The 19,384-nt window shown below is 66.7% G+C and carries 19 protein-coding genes; 12 read left to right on the top strand and 7 right to left on the bottom strand.

The features are described 5' to 3' along the window. Positions 1 to 346: 346 nt before the first annotated feature. Together AU185_RS07600 and AU185_RS07595 are read left to right on the top strand one after the other, a co-directional pair. Positions 347 to 1,699: an aromatic ring-hydroxylating oxygenase subunit alpha gene (locus AU185_RS07600; protein ID WP_059098619.1), complete on the top strand. Its 1,353-nt coding sequence runs from the start codon at positions 347 to 349 to the stop codon at positions 1,697 to 1,699. Then, on the top strand, positions 1,693 to 3,354 hold the full coding sequence (locus AU185_RS07595; RefSeq protein ID WP_059098618.1) for an FAD-binding protein: 1,662 nt from the start codon (positions 1,693 to 1,695) through the stop codon (positions 3,352 to 3,354). Before AU185_RS07600 ends, AU185_RS07595 begins: the two co-directional genes overlap by 7 nt. Here AU185_RS07595 and AU185_RS07590 read toward each other — a convergent pair whose 3' ends face one another. From AU185_RS07590 to AU185_RS07575, 4 genes are read right to left on the bottom strand one after another with little or no spacing between them, the layout of a single operon-like run. Next, complete coding sequence (locus tag AU185_RS07590) at positions 3,355 to 4,191, bottom strand: enoyl-CoA hydratase/isomerase family protein (RefSeq protein WP_059098617.1); 837 nt, start codon at positions 4,189 to 4,191, stop codon at positions 3,355 to 3,357. Positions 4,192 to 4,200: 9 nt separating this feature from the next. Next, a complete protein-coding gene (locus tag AU185_RS07585; RefSeq protein WP_059098616.1) occupies positions 4,201 to 5,421 on the bottom strand; it encodes a CaiB/BaiF CoA transferase family protein in 1,221 nt (406 codons plus the stop codon). Next, a complete protein-coding gene (locus AU185_RS07580) occupies positions 5,418 to 6,521 on the bottom strand; it encodes an acyl-CoA dehydrogenase family protein (RefSeq protein WP_059098615.1) in 1,104 nt (367 codons plus the stop codon). Before AU185_RS07580 ends, AU185_RS07585 begins: the two co-directional genes overlap by 4 nt. A gap of 16 nt (positions 6,522 to 6,537) precedes the next feature. After that, on the bottom strand, positions 6,538 to 7,692 hold the full coding sequence (locus AU185_RS07575) for an acyl-CoA dehydrogenase family protein (RefSeq protein WP_059098614.1): 1,155 nt from the start codon (positions 7,690 to 7,692) through the stop codon (positions 6,538 to 6,540). Positions 7,693 to 7,785: 93 nt separating this feature from the next. On the opposite strand from AU185_RS07575, the gene AU185_RS07570 reads away from it, so the two are divergent. From AU185_RS07570 to AU185_RS07540, 7 genes are read left to right on the top strand one after another with little or no spacing between them, the layout of a single operon-like run. Further along, entirely contained in the window at positions 7,786 to 8,649 is an 864-nt protein-coding gene (locus tag AU185_RS07570; protein ID WP_059098613.1) for a mycofactocin-coupled SDR family oxidoreductase, read from the top strand. A gap of 7 nt (positions 8,650 to 8,656) precedes the next feature. Then, positions 8,657 to 8,983, top strand: a complete 327-nt coding sequence (locus AU185_RS07565; RefSeq protein ID WP_231740259.1) for a DUF4286 family protein — start codon at positions 8,657 to 8,659, stop codon at positions 8,981 to 8,983. Continuing rightward, complete coding sequence (locus AU185_RS07560) at positions 8,980 to 9,960, top strand: thiamine pyrophosphate-dependent dehydrogenase E1 component subunit alpha (protein ID WP_059098612.1); 981 nt, start codon at positions 8,980 to 8,982, stop codon at positions 9,958 to 9,960. The genes AU185_RS07565 and AU185_RS07560 overlap by 4 nt, the downstream gene beginning before the upstream one ends. 11 nt (positions 9,961 to 9,971) lie before the next feature. Next, on the top strand, positions 9,972 to 10,970 hold the full coding sequence (locus AU185_RS07555) for an alpha-ketoacid dehydrogenase subunit beta (RefSeq protein ID WP_059098665.1): 999 nt from the start codon (positions 9,972 to 9,974) through the stop codon (positions 10,968 to 10,970). Continuing rightward, a complete protein-coding gene (locus AU185_RS07550; RefSeq protein ID WP_059098611.1) occupies positions 10,963 to 11,199 on the top strand; it encodes a lipoyl domain-containing protein in 237 nt (78 codons plus the stop codon). Before AU185_RS07555 ends, AU185_RS07550 begins: the two co-directional genes overlap by 8 nt. A gap of 13 nt (positions 11,200 to 11,212) precedes the next feature. After that, positions 11,213 to 12,076 carry an enoyl-CoA hydratase/isomerase family protein gene (locus AU185_RS07545; RefSeq protein ID WP_059098610.1) on the top strand — a complete coding sequence of 288 codons (864 nt, stop codon included), beginning with the start codon at positions 11,213 to 11,215 and terminating at the stop codon, positions 12,074 to 12,076. Beyond that, entirely contained in the window at positions 12,077 to 13,585 is a 1,509-nt protein-coding gene (locus tag AU185_RS07540; protein WP_059098609.1) for an acyl-CoA synthetase, read from the top strand. A 75-nt stretch (positions 13,586 to 13,660) separates the two neighbouring features. Here the strand turns inward: AU185_RS07540 and AU185_RS07535 are convergent, their stop codons facing one another. Next, complete coding sequence (locus AU185_RS07535) at positions 13,661 to 14,818, bottom strand: Zn-dependent alcohol dehydrogenase (protein WP_059098608.1); 1,158 nt, start codon at positions 14,816 to 14,818, stop codon at positions 13,661 to 13,663. After that, positions 14,815 to 16,020: a cytochrome P450 gene (locus AU185_RS07530; RefSeq protein ID WP_059098607.1), complete on the bottom strand. Its 1,206-nt coding sequence runs from the start codon at positions 16,018 to 16,020 to the stop codon at positions 14,815 to 14,817. Before AU185_RS07530 ends, AU185_RS07535 begins: the two co-directional genes overlap by 4 nt. Before the next feature lie 86 nt (positions 16,021 to 16,106). On the opposite strand from AU185_RS07530, the gene AU185_RS07525 reads away from it, so the two are divergent. The 3 genes from AU185_RS07525 to AU185_RS07515 are packed head-to-tail and all read left to right on the top strand — an operon-like array spanning position 16,107 to position 18,672. Further along, positions 16,107 to 16,463, top strand: coding sequence for a Rieske (2Fe-2S) protein (locus AU185_RS07525; protein WP_059098606.1), 357 nt, complete (start codon positions 16,107 to 16,109; stop codon positions 16,461 to 16,463). Further along, positions 16,460 to 17,536 (top strand): amidohydrolase family protein, encoded by a 1,077-nt coding sequence (locus tag AU185_RS07520; protein ID WP_059098605.1) that lies wholly within the window; start codon positions 16,460 to 16,462, stop codon positions 17,534 to 17,536. The genes AU185_RS07525 and AU185_RS07520 overlap by 4 nt, the downstream gene beginning before the upstream one ends. Continuing rightward, positions 17,533 to 18,672: an amidohydrolase family protein gene (locus AU185_RS07515; RefSeq protein WP_059098604.1), complete on the top strand. Its 1,140-nt coding sequence runs from the start codon at positions 17,533 to 17,535 to the stop codon at positions 18,670 to 18,672. The genes AU185_RS07520 and AU185_RS07515 overlap by 4 nt, the downstream gene beginning before the upstream one ends. Here AU185_RS07515 and AU185_RS07510 read toward each other — a convergent pair. After that, on the bottom strand, positions 18,665 to 19,378 hold the full coding sequence (locus AU185_RS07510) for an SDR family oxidoreductase (RefSeq protein ID WP_059098603.1): 714 nt from the start codon (positions 19,376 to 19,378) through the stop codon (positions 18,665 to 18,667). The two genes, AU185_RS07515 and AU185_RS07510, sit on opposite strands and share 8 nt — an antisense overlap. Between the last annotated feature and the right edge of the window lie 6 nt (positions 19,379 to 19,384).

Raw genomic sequence — 19,384 nt, 5'->3', positions numbered from 1 at the left:
GCGGTTCGGGGCAAGCTCGACGCATGAACAGGATCATTCGGCGTTCGATGGTCATGACCGCCGCTGCTGCCCCTCTCGCGGCGTTGTCGCTCGTGATGCCGGCGTCGGCTTCGGCGCAACCGCTCAACTGCCCGAACGGGTGGTGGGATCCCGTCGCGAATACGTGTCGAGGGCCGGTGGCGACGGCGCCGCTGGCATGCGCCCCCGGAGAATATTGGAATCCGATCACCAACGTCTGCCGCCCGCTCGGCCAGTACTAGCGGCCGGTCCGGACTGAGCCCGCTGGACCGCTTGGCTTACTTGCTATTTTTGCTATTTTAGACCGGTGACGCCTCGATCGGGGCCTGTGGACTGGACGCCGCTCCCGGTGCCCTGGGCGGTACAGACTGTCGACCGGATTCCCAAGCAGCGGTACTACGATCCGGAGTTCTACGCGCTCGAGGCCGAGATGTTCTGGCCCCGTGTGTGGCAGATGGCATGCCGGTTGGAGGAGATTCCCACGCCGGGGGACTTCGTCGAGTACGAAATCCTCGACCAGTCGGTCATCGTGGTCCGGGTCGACGCCGGTACCGTCCGCGCGTACCACAACTCCTGCCGTCATCGCGGCATGAAACTCGTCGAGGGCCACGGTTCGCGGCGCAGCTTCGTCTGTCCGTTCCACGGCTGGTGCTGGAGCCTCGACGGCGCAAGCACCTTCGTCCTTCGTTCCGAGGAGTTCAGCGAAAACAACCTGTGCGCAGGCGATCTCGCACTTGTCCCGGTCCGGTGCGAGTCGTGGGGCGGCTGTGCGTGGATCAACCTCGACGACAACGCCCCGCCGCTGCGGGACTGCATCGAGCCCTTCGCGTCCCGGCACGACGAGTGGAACGTGGCTGCGCTGCATACCGAGTGGTGGAAGTCGTGCCTGCTGCCGGTGAATTGGAAGCTCGCAACCGCGGCGTTCATGGAGGGCTACCACGTTCCGCAGACCCATCCGCAACTGCTGCCGTCCTCGTTTCACCCCGACTCCGGGTCGGTCCATCCCGTCGTGCAGGCGAGCCTGTATTTCATGCGCGCACTGGGCTCCGGTATGGGCGGCATGACGCACGAGAACGACCTACGGGTCGCCGAGGGACTGCAGGACATTCCGCTGCCCGCCGATCCGGCCGAGGCGATGGCCGCCTGGCGCAGCGCCGTCAACGACGGCGTCACCCGCTGGCACCGGGCGCGCGGATGCGACTTCCCGGACCTCAACGATCTCGACCGGCGCGGTGTCATCGACCCGATCGGTTTCTGCTTCCCCCACTACTTCCTACTGCCGCAGTACAGCAGCGCTTCGTCGTACCGGATCCGTCCGCTGGGGCCAGAGGAGACGCTGTTCGAGATCTGGTCGCTCACCCGGTATCCGAACGACCGGTCACCGGGCAGGCCGACGCCGCCCGAGCCGTTGCTGCCGGACGACCCCAGCTGGCCGACCATTCCCGGACAGGACTTCGCGAACCTGCCACGTCAACAAAAAGGGCTGCACGCCAGGGGATTCACCTACATGCGGCTCTCGCACCAGATCGAGGGGCTGATCTCCAATTTCGAGCGGGTCATCGACGGCTTCCTCGCCGGCCTGCCCACCGACCGGCTGGCGCCCGCAATTCAGAGGACCAACACCACGATCGACGTGCCGGTCGCCGATCTCGGGCTCAGCGATCGCGTTCCGGCATGGTGACATGGGACAAGTCCGTCGACCTGCTCATCGCGGGTAGCGGCGGCGGCGGAATGGTGGCGGCGCTGACCGCGCTCGACGCGGGCATCGAGCCACTGGTCGTCGAGAAGCAGGGCCTTGTCGGCGGCTCGACGGGCCTGTCCGGCGGCATCGTATGGCTGCCGAACAACCCGTTGATGCGCGCCGACGGCATCCTGGACTCACACGAGGACGGCCTGGCGTATCTGGCCGACGTCGTCGGCGACATCGGGCCAGCCTCGTCCCCCGACCGCCGCGAGATGTTCCTGACCGCCGGCTACGAGATGATCGGCTTTCTGGTCCGCAAGGGCGTACGGCTCATGCGGTGCGCGGGCTGGAGCGACTACTACCCGAATCACAAGGGCGGCAACGCAGCCGGGCGCGCTGTGGAAGGAGCTCCGTTCAACGCCGCCGCCCTCGGGGAGTGGCGCGACAAGGTGCAGCCGCCGCTCGCGCGGAACTACGGGTTCGTGGTCAAGACCAACGAACTGCGCGCGGTCCAGTACTTCAACCGCGCGCCGCGGGCGTTCGCCACGGCCGCGCGGGTGTTCGCCAGGACGATGGGCGCCCGGTTACGGCGACGCGACATCCTCACCAACGGGTCGTCGTTGATCGGCCAGATGCTCGAGATCATGATCGGCCTCGGCGACGGTAACCCCGCGGTGTGGCTCAACACCGCGATGGATGACCTCATCGTCGAGGACGGCCGCGTCGTCGGGGCTCGCGTGACCCGCGACGGGGTCCCGGTGACCGTCGAGGCCCGCAGGGGAGTGTTGTTGGCGGCGGGCGGATTCGGCCACAACGCCGACATGCGCCGCCGCTACAGCGGCGACCAGCCGAACGACGGTTCGTGGTCCATCGCCAATGCCGGCGACACCGGCGAGGTGCTACAGGCCGCGATGCGCCTGGGCGCGAAAACCGACCTGCTCGACGAGGCCTGGTGGCTGCCGATGGTCTTCATCGCCGACCCCGCCGCCGCATCGCTCGGTGTCGCCAGACAGCGGCCCGGTGCCATCTACGTCGATTCGGCCGGAAGGCGGTTCTGCAACGAGTCGAATTCCTACGTGGAGGTCGGCAAGGCGATGTACGCCAACAAGGCGGTGCCGTGCTGGCAGGTCTTCGACGAAGGCTATGTCAGCAGGTACGTCTCGGGTGCCAACCCGTTCCGGAAGCGCACCCTACCCGCGGCGTTGATGCAACAGGGCGCCATCAAGCGGGCCGACACGATCACTGGTCTGGCCCGCGAAATCGACGTTGCTCCTGCCGAACTCGAGGCCACGATCGTCCGGTTCAATCGATTCGCCGCCAAGGGTCTCGACCCGGACTTCGGCCGCGGCCAGTCGGCCTACAACGACTGCCTCGGTGACCCCGGCTTTCGGCCCAACGCCGCGCTGGGCCCCCTGGACCGCGCCCCGTACTACGCCACCCGTGTCTTTCCGGCTGACGTCGGCACGTGTGGCGGCCTGATCACCAACGAGCACGCCCAGGTTCTCGACGAGCAGCACCGCGTCATCGAGGGGTTGTACGCCACTGGCAACACGACCGCCACGGTGATGGGCCGCACGTATCCCGGTGCGGGCGCCAGCATTGCGAACTCGATGGTGTTCGGCTACGTTGCCGCCAAGCACGCCGCGGGCTGATCAATCGCCATCCCGGTCCTGGGTGAAATCCCTTGGGGTACGGCCGGACTCGATCAGCTGGGCACGGCGGTCCTGGACATCGGTCGCCGCGCCGACCATGTTCGTCAAGATGTGGCTGACCTGAAGGTGCACCCGCATGCCCATCAGCTCGTAGGCACGCTTGACGTTGTTCTTCACCGCCATCAGCGTGGTGAGCGGAATTCGCCCGATCCTGCGAGCCATCTCCTCGACGGTGTGCTCGAGGTCGTCGCGCGGTACCACCTTGTTGAGGAGTCCCCACTCGAGCGCCTCCTGCGCGGACAGCGTCGGGGCCAGCAGCAGCCAGTCCATCGTGCGGTGCCAGTTCATCAGCAGCCACGGTTCGATCATGGTGTGCCCGCCCGGTTCGCCCAGGCTCTGCGCCAACGGCATCTGGAAGTACGCGTCGTCGGAGGCGACACAGAAGTCGGTCAGCAAGCCGAGATAGATACCGCCGCCCATGCAGTAGCCGTGAATCTGCGAGATCGTGGGTTTCGGGAACTCCCACAGGTACAGCGTCGGCCACAGAAACAGGTCCGCGGTGCCTTTGTAGAGATCTTCGAACGTCTCGCCGAAGTCGGGGTAAGGGTTCTCGTCTGGGCCCCACCGCGCGACATGCCCGCCGCAGAAACCCTTGCCGTTGGCTTTGAGGATGACGACTTTGATGTCCCTGTCCCGATCGGCCTCCCGCAGGCACTGGTCGACCTCCTGAACCAGGCTGGCGTCCTTGGTGTTGGCTTTTTCGGGCCGGTTCAGGATGATGCGCGCGATCGGCGGCTCGCGCTCGTAGATCACCGATGCGAGCGTGCGCTGTTCCATCGTCGTCTCCTAGAGAATCGCGCCACTGTCTTTGGCCGCCGAGATGTCGTCCCAGTCGAGATCGAGCTCCAGCAGGATCTCCTCGGTGTGCTGGCCGTGCTCGGGGGCCCGCGCGGACGCGGGCGGTGTTTCGTCGAATTGAACTGGCGCGGCGACGATCTGATAGTCATTGCCGTGGTCGTCGATGTTGGTGACGACGTATCCGTTGGGCCGGACCTGCGGGTCGTTGAGCGTTTCCTTCGGCGTCGCGAGCGCCGCCCACACGCCGGGCTCGTCGGCGAGCGCCTCCTTCCAGTATCCGAGGTCTTCGGCGGCGATGCGGTCACCGACCAGCTTGCACGCCAGTTCCGCGTTGGCGATCAGGTTGCTCGACGGCACGAATCGCTCGTCGGTCGCCAGTTCGGGCATCCCTATTCGTCCGCAGAAGCCGGCCCAGTAGCGGTCCGGTTGGAGGAAGACCAGTTGGATCCACCGCTCGTCGCGGGTCTTGTAGCGGTTGACCAGCGGGTTGATCGCCAATCCCGGTGGTGCACCGGGGATGCCGTCGATGTCGAATAAGTCGGCCACCGAGATCGACGGCGCGATCGTCCACATCGCCTGCGCCAGAAGCGATGAGTCGACGATCGACGGCTCACCCGTCCGTTCGCGGTGAAACAACGCGGCGCAGACGCCGCCGGCCAGCGTGATGCCGCCCTGCAGGTCGCCGAAGCCGGGCCCCTGCACCGCGGGGGTCTCGGTCCCGAACGGCGTCATGGTGTACGACACACCACCGCGCGACAGGTAGGTCGCGGCGTCGAAGCCGCCCTTGTTGCGGTCGGGGCCACGGACGCCCGTACCCGTGCCGCGCGCGATGATGATGTTCGGGTTGAACGACCGGATGTCCTCGACGGTCAGCCGCGCGCGTTCCAGTGGGCCGGGCAGCCAGTTCGTCAGGAACACATCGGCCGTCGCGAGCAGCCGACCGAAGTACTGGCGTCCGGTGTCGGACTTGAGGTCGAGGGCGATGCTGCGCTTACCGCGGTTGCCGATCTCGAGGATGAAGTCGACCTTGGCACGCGCGGCGTCCTTGGTGAAGCCGCCGATCACCAGGGCCCGGCCCGGATCGCCGGCCTTGACGTCTTCGACCTTGATGACGTCGGCGCCCCAATCGGCAAGCGCGGCACCGGCCGACGGCACATACGTCCAGGACGCCAGTTCGACCACGCGAACGCCGTTGAGGACTTCGGTCATAGCGCGTCTCCTGTTCCGCGGCGTCCGGTGACCGACGAAACCAGTCGACGGCCCGCTTCCTCGAGGTAGCGGCCGGTGCCGCCGGCCATGGCGGCGAAGCTCAGCAACCGTTTCAGGTACAGATGCGCGTCGTGTTCCCAGGTGAACCCGATGCCGCCGAACACTTGGACCGCGGTGTCGCCGACGGTGGCCAATCGAGCCGCATAGCCTTTGGCGCGGATGGCGGCCAGATGCCGTTCGGCGGGACCTGCCGCGTCGGCGGCCCAGAGCGCGTGCAGAACGCCGCTGCGCGCAAGTTCCACGGTCTCGTACATGTCGACGCACAGATGCTGGACCGCCTGGAAGCTGCCGATCGGCTTGTCGAATTGCCTGCGCACCTTCGCGTAGTCGACGGCAAGGTTCGAGACGGCGCGCGCGGCGCCGACCGCGTCGGCCGCGGAGGCGATCAGGACGTCGTCGAGGATGGCCAGCACCGTGTCGCGAGGTGCTCCGGCCAGTCGCCGGGCGGGGGTGTCGTCGAAAGTGACGTCGAACAGCTTCCGCGTCGGGTCGACGTGGCCGCGAGGCGTGCGGACCACGGTGTCGGCAGTGGCGTCGACCGCGAAAAGCGCCGCGCCATGGTCTTCTTCGGCCACCACGAGCAGCACGTCTGCCGCTGCGGCGTCGGGTACCGCCTCCGCCGAGCCGCGCAATGTCCTCCCGTTCATCGCGTGCGGGCGCGGGCCCCGGAGGGCCGCGACCGTCGCGATCGAACCGTTGGCGACGGCCTGTAGCAGGTCGGCGGGCTCGGCGCCGACGCGAAGCAATGCACGCGGCGCCGCGACCGCCGAAGAAAGCCACGGCCCGGGGTTCACCGCGGCACCGAGTTGTTCGGCGACGATCCCGGCCTCGACCATCGTCGCTCCCGCGCCGCCGTGCTCCTGTGGGACCAGCAGGCCGGTGACACCGAGGTCGGCGAGCCCGGTCCACACCCCGGCCATCGTGCCGGTCGCCTCGCCGAGCATCGGCCGCACATGCGTTGCGATGGAAGCCTTCTCAGCCAGAAAGCGGCGCACGGTGTCCTGCAGGCCGAGTTGCTCGTCGGTGAGTTCCAGGTTCATCGGGGTGATCCGTTCATCACCGCGGCAACCCCAACACGCGCGTGGCGATGATGCCCTTGTTGATCTGCGTGGTTCCGCCCGCGATGGTCAGCGAGCGCGACGCCAACCGCTGATCGGTCCACCGATCGTCGGCGCACCGCGATCCGAGCAGCTCGAACGCCAGCTCGGCCAATTCCTGACCGGCTTCGGCCCACACACTCTTCGCGAGGCTGGCAGAGCTCAGCCCGTCACCACCGTGCAGCGACGCCGAAATCGCGCGCTTGCAGAGCATCTCGAGGTAGTCGATGCGCACCGACAGCTCACCGAGGCGTCGCAATACCCATGGATCCTCGAGCAACGGACGACCGTCGGACGTCTCGGCGGCCAGGTCTGTCACGAGGTCCCGGAGCTGCATCTGGAGTTGGGCATACAGGCGGGCCGCGCCGGCCCGTTCGTGGCTCAGTGTGGTGGTCGCCACCGCCCATCCGCCGTTCAGCGGGCCGAGAAGGGCGTCGGCGGGTACGCGGACATCGTGGAAGAACACTTCGGCGAAGTCGGATGCGCCGTTGAGTGTGACGAGCGGGTGCGCTTCGATCCCCGCGAGTGTCATGTCGACGATCAGGCAAGAGATGCCCTTGTGCCTGGGCGCGTCGGGATCGGTGCGCACATACAGCTGACACCAGTCGGCGCGGTGGCCCAATGACGTCCAGACCTTCTGGCCGTTGACCACGAAATCCTCGCCCTCGCGCACCGCGCGGGTGCGCAGGGCGGCGAGGTCCGATCCGGCCTCCGGCTCCGACATACCCTGACACCAGATGTCGTCGGCGCGGACCATCCGGGGGAGCAGGTCGCGCTTCTGCGTCTCGCTGCCGTACTGCATGATCGCCGGTGCGATGTTGTTCATCCCGATCACGTTGAGCGGCACCGGCGCTCGTGCGCGGATCGTCTCCTCCGCGTAGACCAACTGCTCGAGCACAGTGGCGCCGCGCCCGCCGTACTCGACCGGCCAGGACACCGCCCCCCAGCCCGCATCCGCGACGGTGACATCCCACCCGCGCAGGACGCCGAATGCGGCGTCATCGCGGGCACGTCGACGGTGGGCGGCCACGACCTCGTCGGTGAGGTTCGCGGCCAACCACGTCCGCAATTCCTTACGGAACTGCTCCACGTCGGGAGGGTAGGAGAAGTCCACCGGCGTCCTGTCGCGTCAGACAGCTGTTTTATCTATTTTTATGAGTATAGCTAGTCGAGGGCTTACAGTTGGCGTGAACCGAGGGAGGCCACAGTGGGCAGGGTCGCGGGCAAGGTCGCGCTGGTCAGCGGCGCCGCACGCGGGCAGGGCCGGTCGCACGCCAGGACATTGGCCGCGGAAGGCGCCGACATCATCGCCGTCGACATCTGCGCCGACATCGAGACCAACGAATATCCGCTGGCGCGTCCAGAAGACCTCGATGAGACCGCACGCCTCGTCGAGAAGGAGGGGCAACGCGCCTACACCGAGATCGCCGACGTCCGCGACCGGGCGGCGCTGTCAGCCGCCATCGACCGTGGGGTGGCGGAGTTCGGGCATCTCGACGTCGTGGTCGCCAACGCCGGCATCTGTCCGCTGACCGCCGGCCTGCCCCCGCAGGCGTTCGTCGACGCGGTCGACGTCGACCTGGTCGGAGTCCTCAACCTGGTGCACGCCAGCATGAAGCATCTGCACGAGGGGGCCTCGATCATCGCGATCGGATCGGTGGCCGCGTTCATGGCGTCGATGAACACCGGCGGCATCGACGGCGGCCCCGGCGGTGCCGGTTACGCGTTCGCCAAGCAGGTCGTCGCGCATTACGTCAACGATCTCGCGCTCGCGCTGGCGCCGAACAAGATTCGTGTCAACGCGATCCATCCGACCAACTGCAACACCGACATGCTGCACAGCCCGCCGATGTACCGCGCGTTCCGGCCGGACCTGGCCGAGCCCACCCGCGAGGACGCCGAGGTCGTCTTCCCGGTGATCCAGGGCATGCCCATCCCGTACGTCGAACCCGAGGACATCAGCGAGGCAGTGCTGTTTCTCGCTTCGGACGCGGCGCGCTACATCACGGGTCAGCAGTTACGTGTCGACGCCGGCGGGTTCCTCAAGGTCAAGCCGTGGGCCGGCGCGTAGGGAGGCGATGACCGTGCCGCGAGGGATCATGTACGTCGAAACCATGCCGGCATCGCCGGACCGCGAAGCGGAGTACCACACCTGGTACAACGAGACGCATCTCGCGCAGATCCTCTCGGTCGAGGGTGTGGTGTCGGCGCGGCGGTTCGCGCCGACGGACGGTAACGGTCCGTTCGTCGCGATCTACGAACTCGACTGCGACGACCTCGACGCGGCGGTGACCAGGCTCGGTGAACTCGGTGCGCCGGGCGGCCTGACCGGCATGGAGAACCTCAGCATGGACCCGCCTCCGGTGCCGCGGGTGTACCGCGAGATCGGTTCTCTCGGAACATGACTCAACCGGGCGACGTTCAGCGTCGGCTCTATGCGCTGATGACGTTGATGAAGGCCGCCGACGATCGGTTGAGCAAGGGCATCGGCACCGGCGAGTTCATGTGCGTGTACTGGCCGTCCCGCGGCCAGGAGGCCATCGCGGCCGCCATGGGTGTCGCCCTGCGCGACGACGACCAGTTGGTGACGACCTACCGGGGGCTGCACGACCTCATCGGCAAAGGCGTTCCGCTCGAGGAGATCTACGGCGAGATGATGGGGCGCGCTGTCGGCGCCGCCCGCGGCAAGGGCGGGACCATGCACATCGCCAAGCCCGAGTGCGGCGTGATGTTGTGCACCGGGATCGTCGGCGCGGGGCCCCCGGTCGCGGTCGGCTTGGCGATGGCCGCCCAGCGCAAGGGCCTCGACCGCGTGACCGTCGTCAGCTTCGGTGACGGGGCCACCAACACCGGGTCGTTTCACGAGGCCGCGAACATGGCGGCGCTGTGGAACCTTCCCACGGTGTTCGTCTGCCAGAACAATCAGTACGCGGAGATGACGCCCACCAGCGACACCATGAAGCTCGACCGGGTGGCCGACCGGGCGGCTGGTTACGGTATGCCGGGTGTGCGTGTCGACGGCAACGACCCACTCGCCGTCACGGCGGCACTGCAGACCGCAGTCGAACGGGCAAGGGGCGGTGACGGTCCCACGCTGCTCGAGTGCATGACGTTCCGGTTCCGCGGCCATTACTTCGGCGACCGGATGCCCTACATTCCCGCCGAGCAACTCGAGGCGGCCATGGCGGTCGATCCCGTGCCGCGCTTTCGGTCCCGGCTCGTCGAGACGGGAGTATGCACCGACGAAGAACTCGACCGCGTCGAGCAGGACGCGCTGACCGAGGTCGAGCGCGCGCTCGCGGTGGTGTTGGCGGCCGACGCGCCCTCGGCCGACGAACTCGACCGCGACGTCTATGCCACCGCGATCCGGTACCCGGTCTGAGGATGACGCCGATGGACGAAAAAGAGATGTCGATGCGTGAGGCGTTACACCTCGCGCTCGACCAGGCGATGGCCGCCGACGAGCGGGTGTTCCTGCTGGGCGAGGACATCGCCGACCCAGGCGCGTCCGGCCCGACCGCCGGGCTCTCCACGAAGTACGGCCGCCGGCGGGTGCTCGACACCCCGATCTCCGAAGCCGCGATCGTGGGCGCCGCGATCGGGGCGGCGATCGACGGTCTGCTGCCCGTCGCCGAGATCATGATCATGGACTTCATCGGCATCGCCGCGGACCAACTGGTCAACAATGCGGCCAAGCTGCGGTTCATGACGGCCGGACGAACCAGCGCACCCATCACCGTGCGCACCCAGGTGTACGGCGGCCTGGCCACCGGCGCGACGCATTCCCAGAGTCTCGAAGCATGGTTCATGCACATGCCCGGGATGAAGGTGATCGTGCCGTCGACTCCGCGCGACGGCAAGGGGTTGCTGACGTCGGCGATCTTCGACGAGGACCCCTGCCTGTTCGTCGAGACGATCCGGCTGCAGGCGCAGAAAGGTTTGGTGCCAACGGATCCCGGCTTCAGGGTTCCGCTTGGGGCCGCCGACATCAAGCGGGCCGGTTCGGACGTCACGTTGATCAGCTACGGGCGCAGCGTGCATGAGGCGCTCGCGGCCGCAGCGGCGTTGGACGAGCGGGGCGTCAGCGCCGAGGTCGTCGATCTGCGCACACTCGTCCCACTCGACGTCGACACGATCGTCGACTCGGTGCAGCGCACCCGGCGTGCGGTGGTGATCCACGACGCGGTGCAGTTCGCCGGACCGGGCGCCGAGATCGTGGCGATTCTGCAGGCCGAATGCTTCGCCGAACTCGTCGCTCCCATCGAACGCGTCGCGGCCCGGTTCGTGCCGACACCGGCGGCACCAGGGCTCGAATCGCAGATCTATCCGACGGCGGCGCGGATTGTTGCCGCCGCACAGCGCACGTTCGAGAGGGCGGATGTGCGTGCCTGACTTTTTCATTCGCATCCCTCGCGTGTCGGTGGCCGTATCGGAGGCAGAGCTCACCGAATTCCTCGTCGACTCCGGCCAACACGTCGACGAGGGCACCCCGATCTACACGATCGCCACCGAAAAGGTGGAACAGGAGATCGAGGCGGGCGCTGCGGGCACGGTGCACTGGACCGGCGAGATCGGCACGACCTACGACATCGGCGCCCAGATCGGCGTGATCACCTCATAACGAAGGAGAACCAGTGCAGCTGAACGAGACTCGCGAGCGGATCATCTATCAGAAGGACGGCCCGGTCGCGCGCATCATCCTCAACTGGCCGGAGAAGGCCAACGCGCAGGACCAGAAGCTTGCCGAAGAGGTCGACGCCGCTCTGCTCGATGCGGACCGCGACTACGACATCAAGGTGCTGGTGCTCAAGGCCAACGGCAAGGGCTTCTGCTCCGGGCACGCGATCGGCAACAACGCAGTCGACTATCCGGCGTTCGTCGAGGGCGCCATGAAGATGGGTCACCCGTGGAAACCGCAGTCGGACCTGTTCGTCAAGCCGACCCTGAACCTGTGGGAGTTCTCCAAGCCGACGATCGCGCAGGTGCACGGCTACTGCGTGGGCGGCGGCACCCACATGGGGCTGACCACCGACATCGTGATCGCCTCCGAGGACGCGTACTTCTCCTACCCGCCGCTGCAGGGGTTCGGGATGCCGTCGGGCGAATGTTCCATCGAGCCCTGGGTTTTCATGAACTGGCGGCGGGCGGCGTACTACCTGTATCTGGCCGAGGTGATCGACGCGAAGAAGGCGTTGGAGATCGGCCTGGTCAACGAGGTGGTCAAGCGCGAAGACCTCGACGACCGGGTGGAGGCGATCGCCCGGCACATCGCCCGCGCACCGATGACGACGCTCCTGGCGACGAAGGCGAACCTCAAACGCGCCTGGGAGCTGATGGGCATGCGGGTGCACTGGCAGAGCTCGAACGACCTCGTCGCGCTCGCCTCGATCAGCAAGGACGTCCAGGAGCTGATCCAGACCGTGTTCCGGGACAAGATTCTGCCGTCGGAGATGGCGCAGCGTCAGGCCGCCGCATCGACCGACGGCGCCGCCTCGTAGGTGCAGACCTCCGATCCGGCGGCGCCGGCGCTGATCGTGGCCGACGGCGGCATCGTCACCTACGGCGAGCTGTCCGAGCGGGCTCGGCGGGTGGCCGCGGTGCTGCACGACGCGGGACTGCGTCGCGGTGACGGTGTCGCGCTGGTGCTGCCGAACCGCCGCGAGTTCCTCGAGATCACTTGGGGCTGCCAGCTGTCGGGGCTGTACTACTCGGCGGTCAACACGCACTTCACCGCGGACGAGGTGGCTTATGTCGTCGGTGACTCCGAGGCCAAGGCGGTGTTCGTCGACACCTCGCTAACGGGGTTGGGCGAGCGGATCGGCGACGTCGACCTCCGCATCTGCGTCGGCGGCGACATCGACGGCTGGCGTAGGTACGACGACGCGCTCGCAGCGGCGGGGGCGCCGCCACCGCGCAACGACGGTTCAGAGATGCTGTACTCGTCGGGAACGACGGGCCGGCCGAAAGCGGTGCGGCGGCCGCTGCCGACGGACGGCCAAGGGTCATGGGGGCAGAACGTTCTCGAGAACGCCTTGCGTCGGCGGTACGCGATGACTCCCGACAGCGTGTACCTGTCACCGGCCCCGCTGTATCACGCTGCGGGCGTGAACTACACGATGGCGGTGCAGCGCGTCGGAGCGGCGACTGTGCTGATGCGAAGGTTCGACGCCGAGGCCGTGCTTCGATTGATCGAAACCCACCGCGTCACCCACGCCCAGTTCGTGCCCACCATGTTCGTGCGCATGCTGAAGCTGCCGGAGGAGGTGCGGGCGTCGTACGACGTCTCGAGCCTGCAGTGCGTGATTCACGCCGCGGCGCCGTGCCCCGTCGACGTCAAGCACCGCATCATGGACTGGTTCGGTCCGATCGTCCACGAGTACTACGGCGGCACCGAGGGATTCGCCGGATCGACGATCGGGCCGCAGGAATGGCTGGCCCATCCGGGGTCGGTGGGCCGGCCGTACACCCCCGTGCACGTCATTGGCGAGGACGGCGCCGAACTGCCCGCCGGGCAAGCAGGCGAGTTGTTCTTCGAGGGCGGACCGGAATTCGAGTACTTCAAGGATCCGGAGAAGACGGCATCGGTGACCAATGCGCAGGGGTGGCGATCCTTGGGCGACATGGGATATCTCGACGAGGACGGCTACCTCTACCTCACCGACCGGTCGACGTTCATGATCGTCTCCGGCGGGGTGAACATCTACCCGCAGGAGGTGGAGAACCTTCTGGTCATGCATCCCAAGCTTCTCGACGCGGCGGTCTTCGGCGTACCCAACGACGAGTTCGGCGAGGAGGTCAAGGCGGTCGTGCAACCGCGCGACGGTGTGCCGCGGGGACCGGCGCTCGCCGAAGAGCTAATCGACTACTGCCGGGCTCACCTCGCCGGCTACAAATGCCCGCGCACAGTCGATTTCGATGCCGCGCTGCCGCGCGACCCGAACGGCAAGCTCTACAAGCGGCGGATCCGCGACCGCTACTGGCAGGGCCGAACGTCGCGCATCGTGTGAGCGCCTCCCCGCCGAAACCGACGTTTCGGTTGAAAATTCCGCGTCGAACCCGTTATTTCGTAGGTCTCGCGAATCTCAGCTCAGGCTGAAGTCGATGACGCCGCGGATGATCTCGCCGTTGCGCTGGTCGCGGTAGCCGTCGTTGATGTCGTCGAGCCGGTAGCGGCGGGTGATCATCTCGTCGAGCTGTAAGAGACCGGCCTCGTAGAGCCGCGCAAATCGGGGGATGTCGACCCTCGGGTTACAGGACCCGAACACCGTGCCGACGAGGTTCTTGTTCCAGAGGATGAACTCCTGCAGGTTGATCGCGATGGAGCCGGTGGTCTGCTTGGTCATCCCCGTCAACACGCAGGTGCCGCCCTTACGGGTCAAGCTGAGCGCGGCCTGCACATCGTGTTTGGTGATCAGGGAGGGCGAGACGATGACGCTGTCGGCCATGACTCCGCTTGTCAGTTCACTGAGCAGGTCGGCGGCCTCTTCAGTCGTCGCTGCACTGTGTGTCGCGCCGAATCTCAGCGCCGACTTCTGCTTGAACTCGACCGGGTCCACGGCGATGATCTGTGCGGCGCCGTTGAGGCGAGCGCCCTGGATCGCGCCGGTTCCGATACCCCCGACGCCGATGATCACGACGGTATCGCCGGTCCGCACGTTGGCACGGTTCTCGGCTGAGCCGTATCCGGTCGGAATCCCGCAGGACAGCAACGACATCGGCAACAACGGTAGCTGCTTCGGGATCTTGACGATCGAATCCGTGGACACCACAGTGTGTTTCGAGAAGGCACCGACCTTCGACAGATGCCCGAGTTGGCGGCCGTCGGCGGTGTGATGGCGGAAGGTGCCGTCGGTCGGCATACCCGGAACCATCACCTGTGCGCCCATGTCACAGATGTACTCCATGCCGGAGTTGCACCACCGACAGCGACCGCACACCGCGACGAACGACGTCACGACGTGGTCTCCCGGCGCGAATCCGCTGACCTCCTCGCCGGCTTCGAGGATGACACCGGCGCCCTCGTGACCGCCGATCACCGGGAACATCGACGGCAGACCGTAGGCCGCCATGACTTCGTTGGACGCCGACAGGTCGCCGTTGCGGATGTGTTCATCAGAATGACACAGCCCTGCGGCGGCCATTTCCACGAGCACCTCACCGGCCTTCGGCGGGTCGAGTTCGAAGTCCTCGACGGACCACTGCTGACCCACGTCGTGCAGGATCGCCGCGCGACTTCTCATGAGGCTCGGCGGAATGTCACCGGCAGATGCTTGGGGGAGCGGAACGGCATGCCGGTGATCTTCGTGTCCTCGTCTTCGAGTAGCGCAAGGTCGGTCACTCGGTCGAAGAGGCTGTTGAGCATCGCACGGGTTTCCACGCGCGCGAGGTGCATGCCCAGGCAACTGTGGATGCCACCGGCGAACGAAATGTGCGCGCGGCGCGGCCGATGGATGTCGAACACGTCGGGGTTGTCCCATCGCTTCGCGTCTCGGTTCGCCGAACCCATGCACAGGTTGACCTGCGCGCCCTCGGGAATGGTCAGGCCGTGCATCTCGACGTCGCGAGTGGTGTTGCGTGCCACCAGCACAAGCGGCGTCTCGTACCGGATGCCCTCCTCGATGGCCGCCGGGATCAGATCGCGATTCCGCTGGAGCGCCTCGAGTTGATCGGGGTGGGTGAGCAGTAGCGCCAACAGGTTGCTCGACGAGCGATAGGTGGTCTCCAGTCCGGCGGGCAACAGCAGCCGCAGGAAGGAGATGATCGCCTCGTCGGTCAGCTTCTCGCCGTCGATCTCCGCGCCGACGAGGTCACCGATCACGTCGTCGGTCATCTTGCGGCGGCGCTGGTCGACCTGGTCTTGGAAGTAGGTGCCCAGTTCGACCGAGGCGTTCAGCCCGGCCTCGATGTCCTCGGTGATCGAGATCAAGTCCAACGAGAGCCGGCGGAACATGTCCAGGTCGTCCTGCGGCAGCCCGAGCAGTGCAGCCGTGACGCGGGTGGGGAACTCGAACGTCACCGCCTTGATCAGGTCGGCCTCGCCGTCGTCGGCGAACTCGTCGACCAGTTGATCGCAGATCGGATCGATCACTTCCGGTTCCCATTGCGCGAGCGCGCTCTGCCGGAAGGCCTTCGACACCAGGCTGCGGTGGTCGTGATGCTGTTTGCCGTGCATGCCGAGAATCGTCGGCCCGAAGACCAGCCCGATCGTGTTGTTGTACATCTCGGAGGCGAACACGGTGTCCTCGCGGAAAGCTGTGAAGACGCTCTCGAAGTCGAACAGCACCCAGTTCTCGGAGACTTTGAGTTCCGGCGGCATCAGATCGCTCTCCATGAGCGTTCCGCGCCACACCGGCGCCGTGTTGCGCATGTACTCGAAGAAGCCGTAGGGGTCGATGGCCACGTCGGGGGCGAGCTGGTCGTTCGAATCGGTGCTGATCGTCACCGTGCCTCCCAGGCAGCAGGTAGCGGCTCTCTTCGGCTATCTTTACTATTTTAGGTATTCTAGGTCAAGGAGACCGAGGGGACGTGATGCGGCGCCGCGCGGTGTGTGCGATCGAGGACCTGCCGCCCGGAAGCATGAAGTTGGTGCCTGCGGGCCAGTTCGGCGTGGGCGTCTACAACATCGGCGGTTCGCTGTATGCGATCGCGAACTACTGCTCGCACGAGGGCGCCCCGCTGTGCGAGGGATACGTCAGCGGTACCACCGAATACGCGCCGGAGATGCCCGACGGCATCCGACATGTCCGCGAGGGCCGGATCGCCCGCTGCCCCTGGCATCAGTGGGAGTTCGACATCACCACCGGCGTCAATGTCGCCGATCCCAGCAAGCGGGTCCGCACGTATCAGGTCGACGTCGACGACGGGCAGGTGTATCTCACCGCATGAGCACACCGGTCATCGACACTCCCGTTGTCGACGCTTCCGTACAGCCGCATTTCCGGTACAACGCCGAGATCCGGCAGTATCTGGCGGCTCCGCACAAGTTGCGCGCCATCCCCGACGTCGAGCAGCAGTGGTACCAGGCCCCCGGCGGAGACTATCGAACAGACCTGTACGGCAACGGATATCCGGGCTCGGATCCCGAGACCGTCTCTCGGCACCTGTTCGACGAGGGCGGCGTCGACGTCGCCATCTTGAACCCGCTGACCCGCGGCAACATCGCCGACTATCTGCTCAACAGCCGCATCTGCGCGGCGGTCAACGACTGGCTGCTCGACCGCTGGCTCGAACCCGACGCCGCAGGGCGGTTCCGTGGCACCATCCGCGTCAACCCCGAGGACGTCAAGGGCGCCGTCACCGAGATCGAACGGTTGGCGGAGCATCCGAAGATGATCCAGGTCGGGGTCCCGCAGCAGTCGCGCGAACCGTACGGCAAGCCGATGTTCGAGCCGATCTGGGAGGCCGCGGCCGCACACGGCCTGCCAGTGGCGGTGCACATCAACGGCGGCAACGGCGTCGACCACGCCCCGACGTTCGCCGGCCACGCCCACACCTATCCCGGATATGCGGCGTTCATGCCGCTGAACTATTTCGTCCACCTCGCGACGCTGATCGTCGAGGGGATGTTCGGTCGCCACCCCGGGCTGAAATTCGTGTTCACCGACGGCGGCTACGACATCCTCACGCCGTTGATGTGGCGCCTCGACACGTTCTGGATGTCGATGCGCGACCAGACACCGTGGGTGGACCGCTATCCCAGCGAATACCTGCCCGGGCACGTGCGGTTCTGCTCGTCGGCGTTCGACGGGCCCACCGACGCGGGGCACGCCGAGCGCTGGCTGGACTTCACCGACAAGGCGGACCTGCTGATGTACGGGTCGAGCTACCCACACTGGTCGGCGGTCCAACCGAACGAGGCGGTGGCCGGCCTCAACGAGCAGCAGCGCGAGAAAGTGCTGTGGCGCAACGCCACTGACCTGTATGCGCTCGAACCCCAGGTGAAGGGAAGCCTGCAATGACGACGATCGAGCGACCACCCCTCACCCAGGACATCGCGGTGAGCATCGTCGACACCGACGTGCATCCGCTTCCCGTCTCCGCCGACGTGCTGAAGACCTATGCGCCACCGCAGTGGCGGGACACGTTGTGGCCGACCGGAAACGCCGTCACCCCGCTTGCCCACTTCTACGACACACCCGACTCGTACAAGACGATGTCGTTGCGCGTGGATGCGAACCCGCCCAGCGGCGGCGTCGCCGGCAGCGATCCCGATTTCGCCGCCCAGCAGTTGTTGGTCGACGCCGGGGTGAGCATCGCCGTGCTGGAACCGATGTGCGATGCGCAGCTGCCACAGGCCGAACACGTGCTCAAGGCCGCACACAACGATTGGCTGGCCGATGTGTGGCTGTCGGACAACAACTGGCACGGCCGGTGGCGGGGCGCCATCAGCGTCACCGCGCAAGATCCGCACGCCGCGGCCCGAGAGATCGAGCGATGGGCGGGTCATCCGTACATGGCCGAGGTGCTGATGACTCCGCAGACCCGCGGAATCCCCTTCGGCGCCGAGCATTTCGATCCGTTGTACGAGGCCGCCACGCGCCACGGACTACCGGTCGCCACCCACCTGATGGGGCAGACACCGTTCGAACTGATACCGATCTATCCCGTGGGAAACCCGGCGCACTGGCACGACTTCTTCGCGTCGTGGCCGCTGCTGTACGTGTCGCATCTGATGAGCCTGGTCTTCGACGGCGCGTTCGACCGGCATCCTGACCTGAGGGTGGTGTTCGTCGAAGGCGGATTCACCTGGGCGCTACCGGCGATGTGGCGGATGGACCGGATCTGGCAGCAGCGCAAGGCCGACCTGCCACACGTCAAACGCAGGCCGTCGGAGTATCTCCGCGAGCACGTCCGGTTCACCACGCAACCGCTCGAGGAGGTCAACACCAAGGTCTACCGCGAGTACCTGGAGATGATGGATCTCGGCGACAATCTGATGTTCTCGACCGACTACCCGCACTGGAGTTACGACTCACCGGACTGGGCGATCAAAAGGTTCCCTGTCGACCAGCGCGAGCGGATCATGCGCGGCAATGCGACCGCGCTCTATGACCTGCCGTCGACGGTCAAGGCGCTGCCCGCCGAAATCACTTGACGGCGCGGCGCTGTACCTCCAGCGGCACCACCGGAGGTCGCGCCGACGGCCCGCGGGTGATCGCGTTCAGACGGATCTCGGGCACGTCGACCGACGGGTCGAGCGTGTCGAGCCAGGCGACCGCATTCGCCACGTCCGCGGCCCGGATCGCATACATCTCGAACGGCACGTCCTGCAGCATCTCGGTCTCGACCGGGCCCGGCGTGACGATGTGCACGTTGATGCCGTCGCGATCGACCTCTTGGGCGAGTGCACCCGCGAACGCGTTCATCCCCGCCTTCGCCGCCGAGTAGGCGGTGCGGGCACGCATCGGCTCGTGCGCCGCCGACGACGAGACGAACACGAACCGCGAGCCCGCCCTCATCCGGGGCAGGGCAGCGGAGCTCACCACGAAACACGAGTCGAGGTTGGCCGAAATCGTTGCCCGCCACTGGTCGAAAGTCTGCTTGCGGGCGTAGGTGCCGCCCAGGATGCCCGATGCGTGCACCAGAAGATCGATCGCGCCGGCCGCCTCGACGGCGGGCTCGAACGTCGACGGCTGGCTGGCATCCGCGACGACGTATCGCGCGCCCATCTCCTCGGCGGCCGCCCGCAACGGCTCCTCGCGTCTGGCCGTCAGGACGACGTCGTAGCCGCGCTCGACCAAGGCTCGCCCGCAGGCTTTGCCGATGCCGCCGCTACCGCCGGTGATGAGTGCCGTTCGCACACCGCA

Source organism: Mycobacterium sp. GA-0227b (assembly GCF_001499855.1).
GTDB lineage: Bacteria > Actinomycetota > Actinomycetes > Mycobacteriales > Mycobacteriaceae > Mycobacterium.
This window is presented reverse-complemented; position numbering and strand designations above follow the sequence as displayed.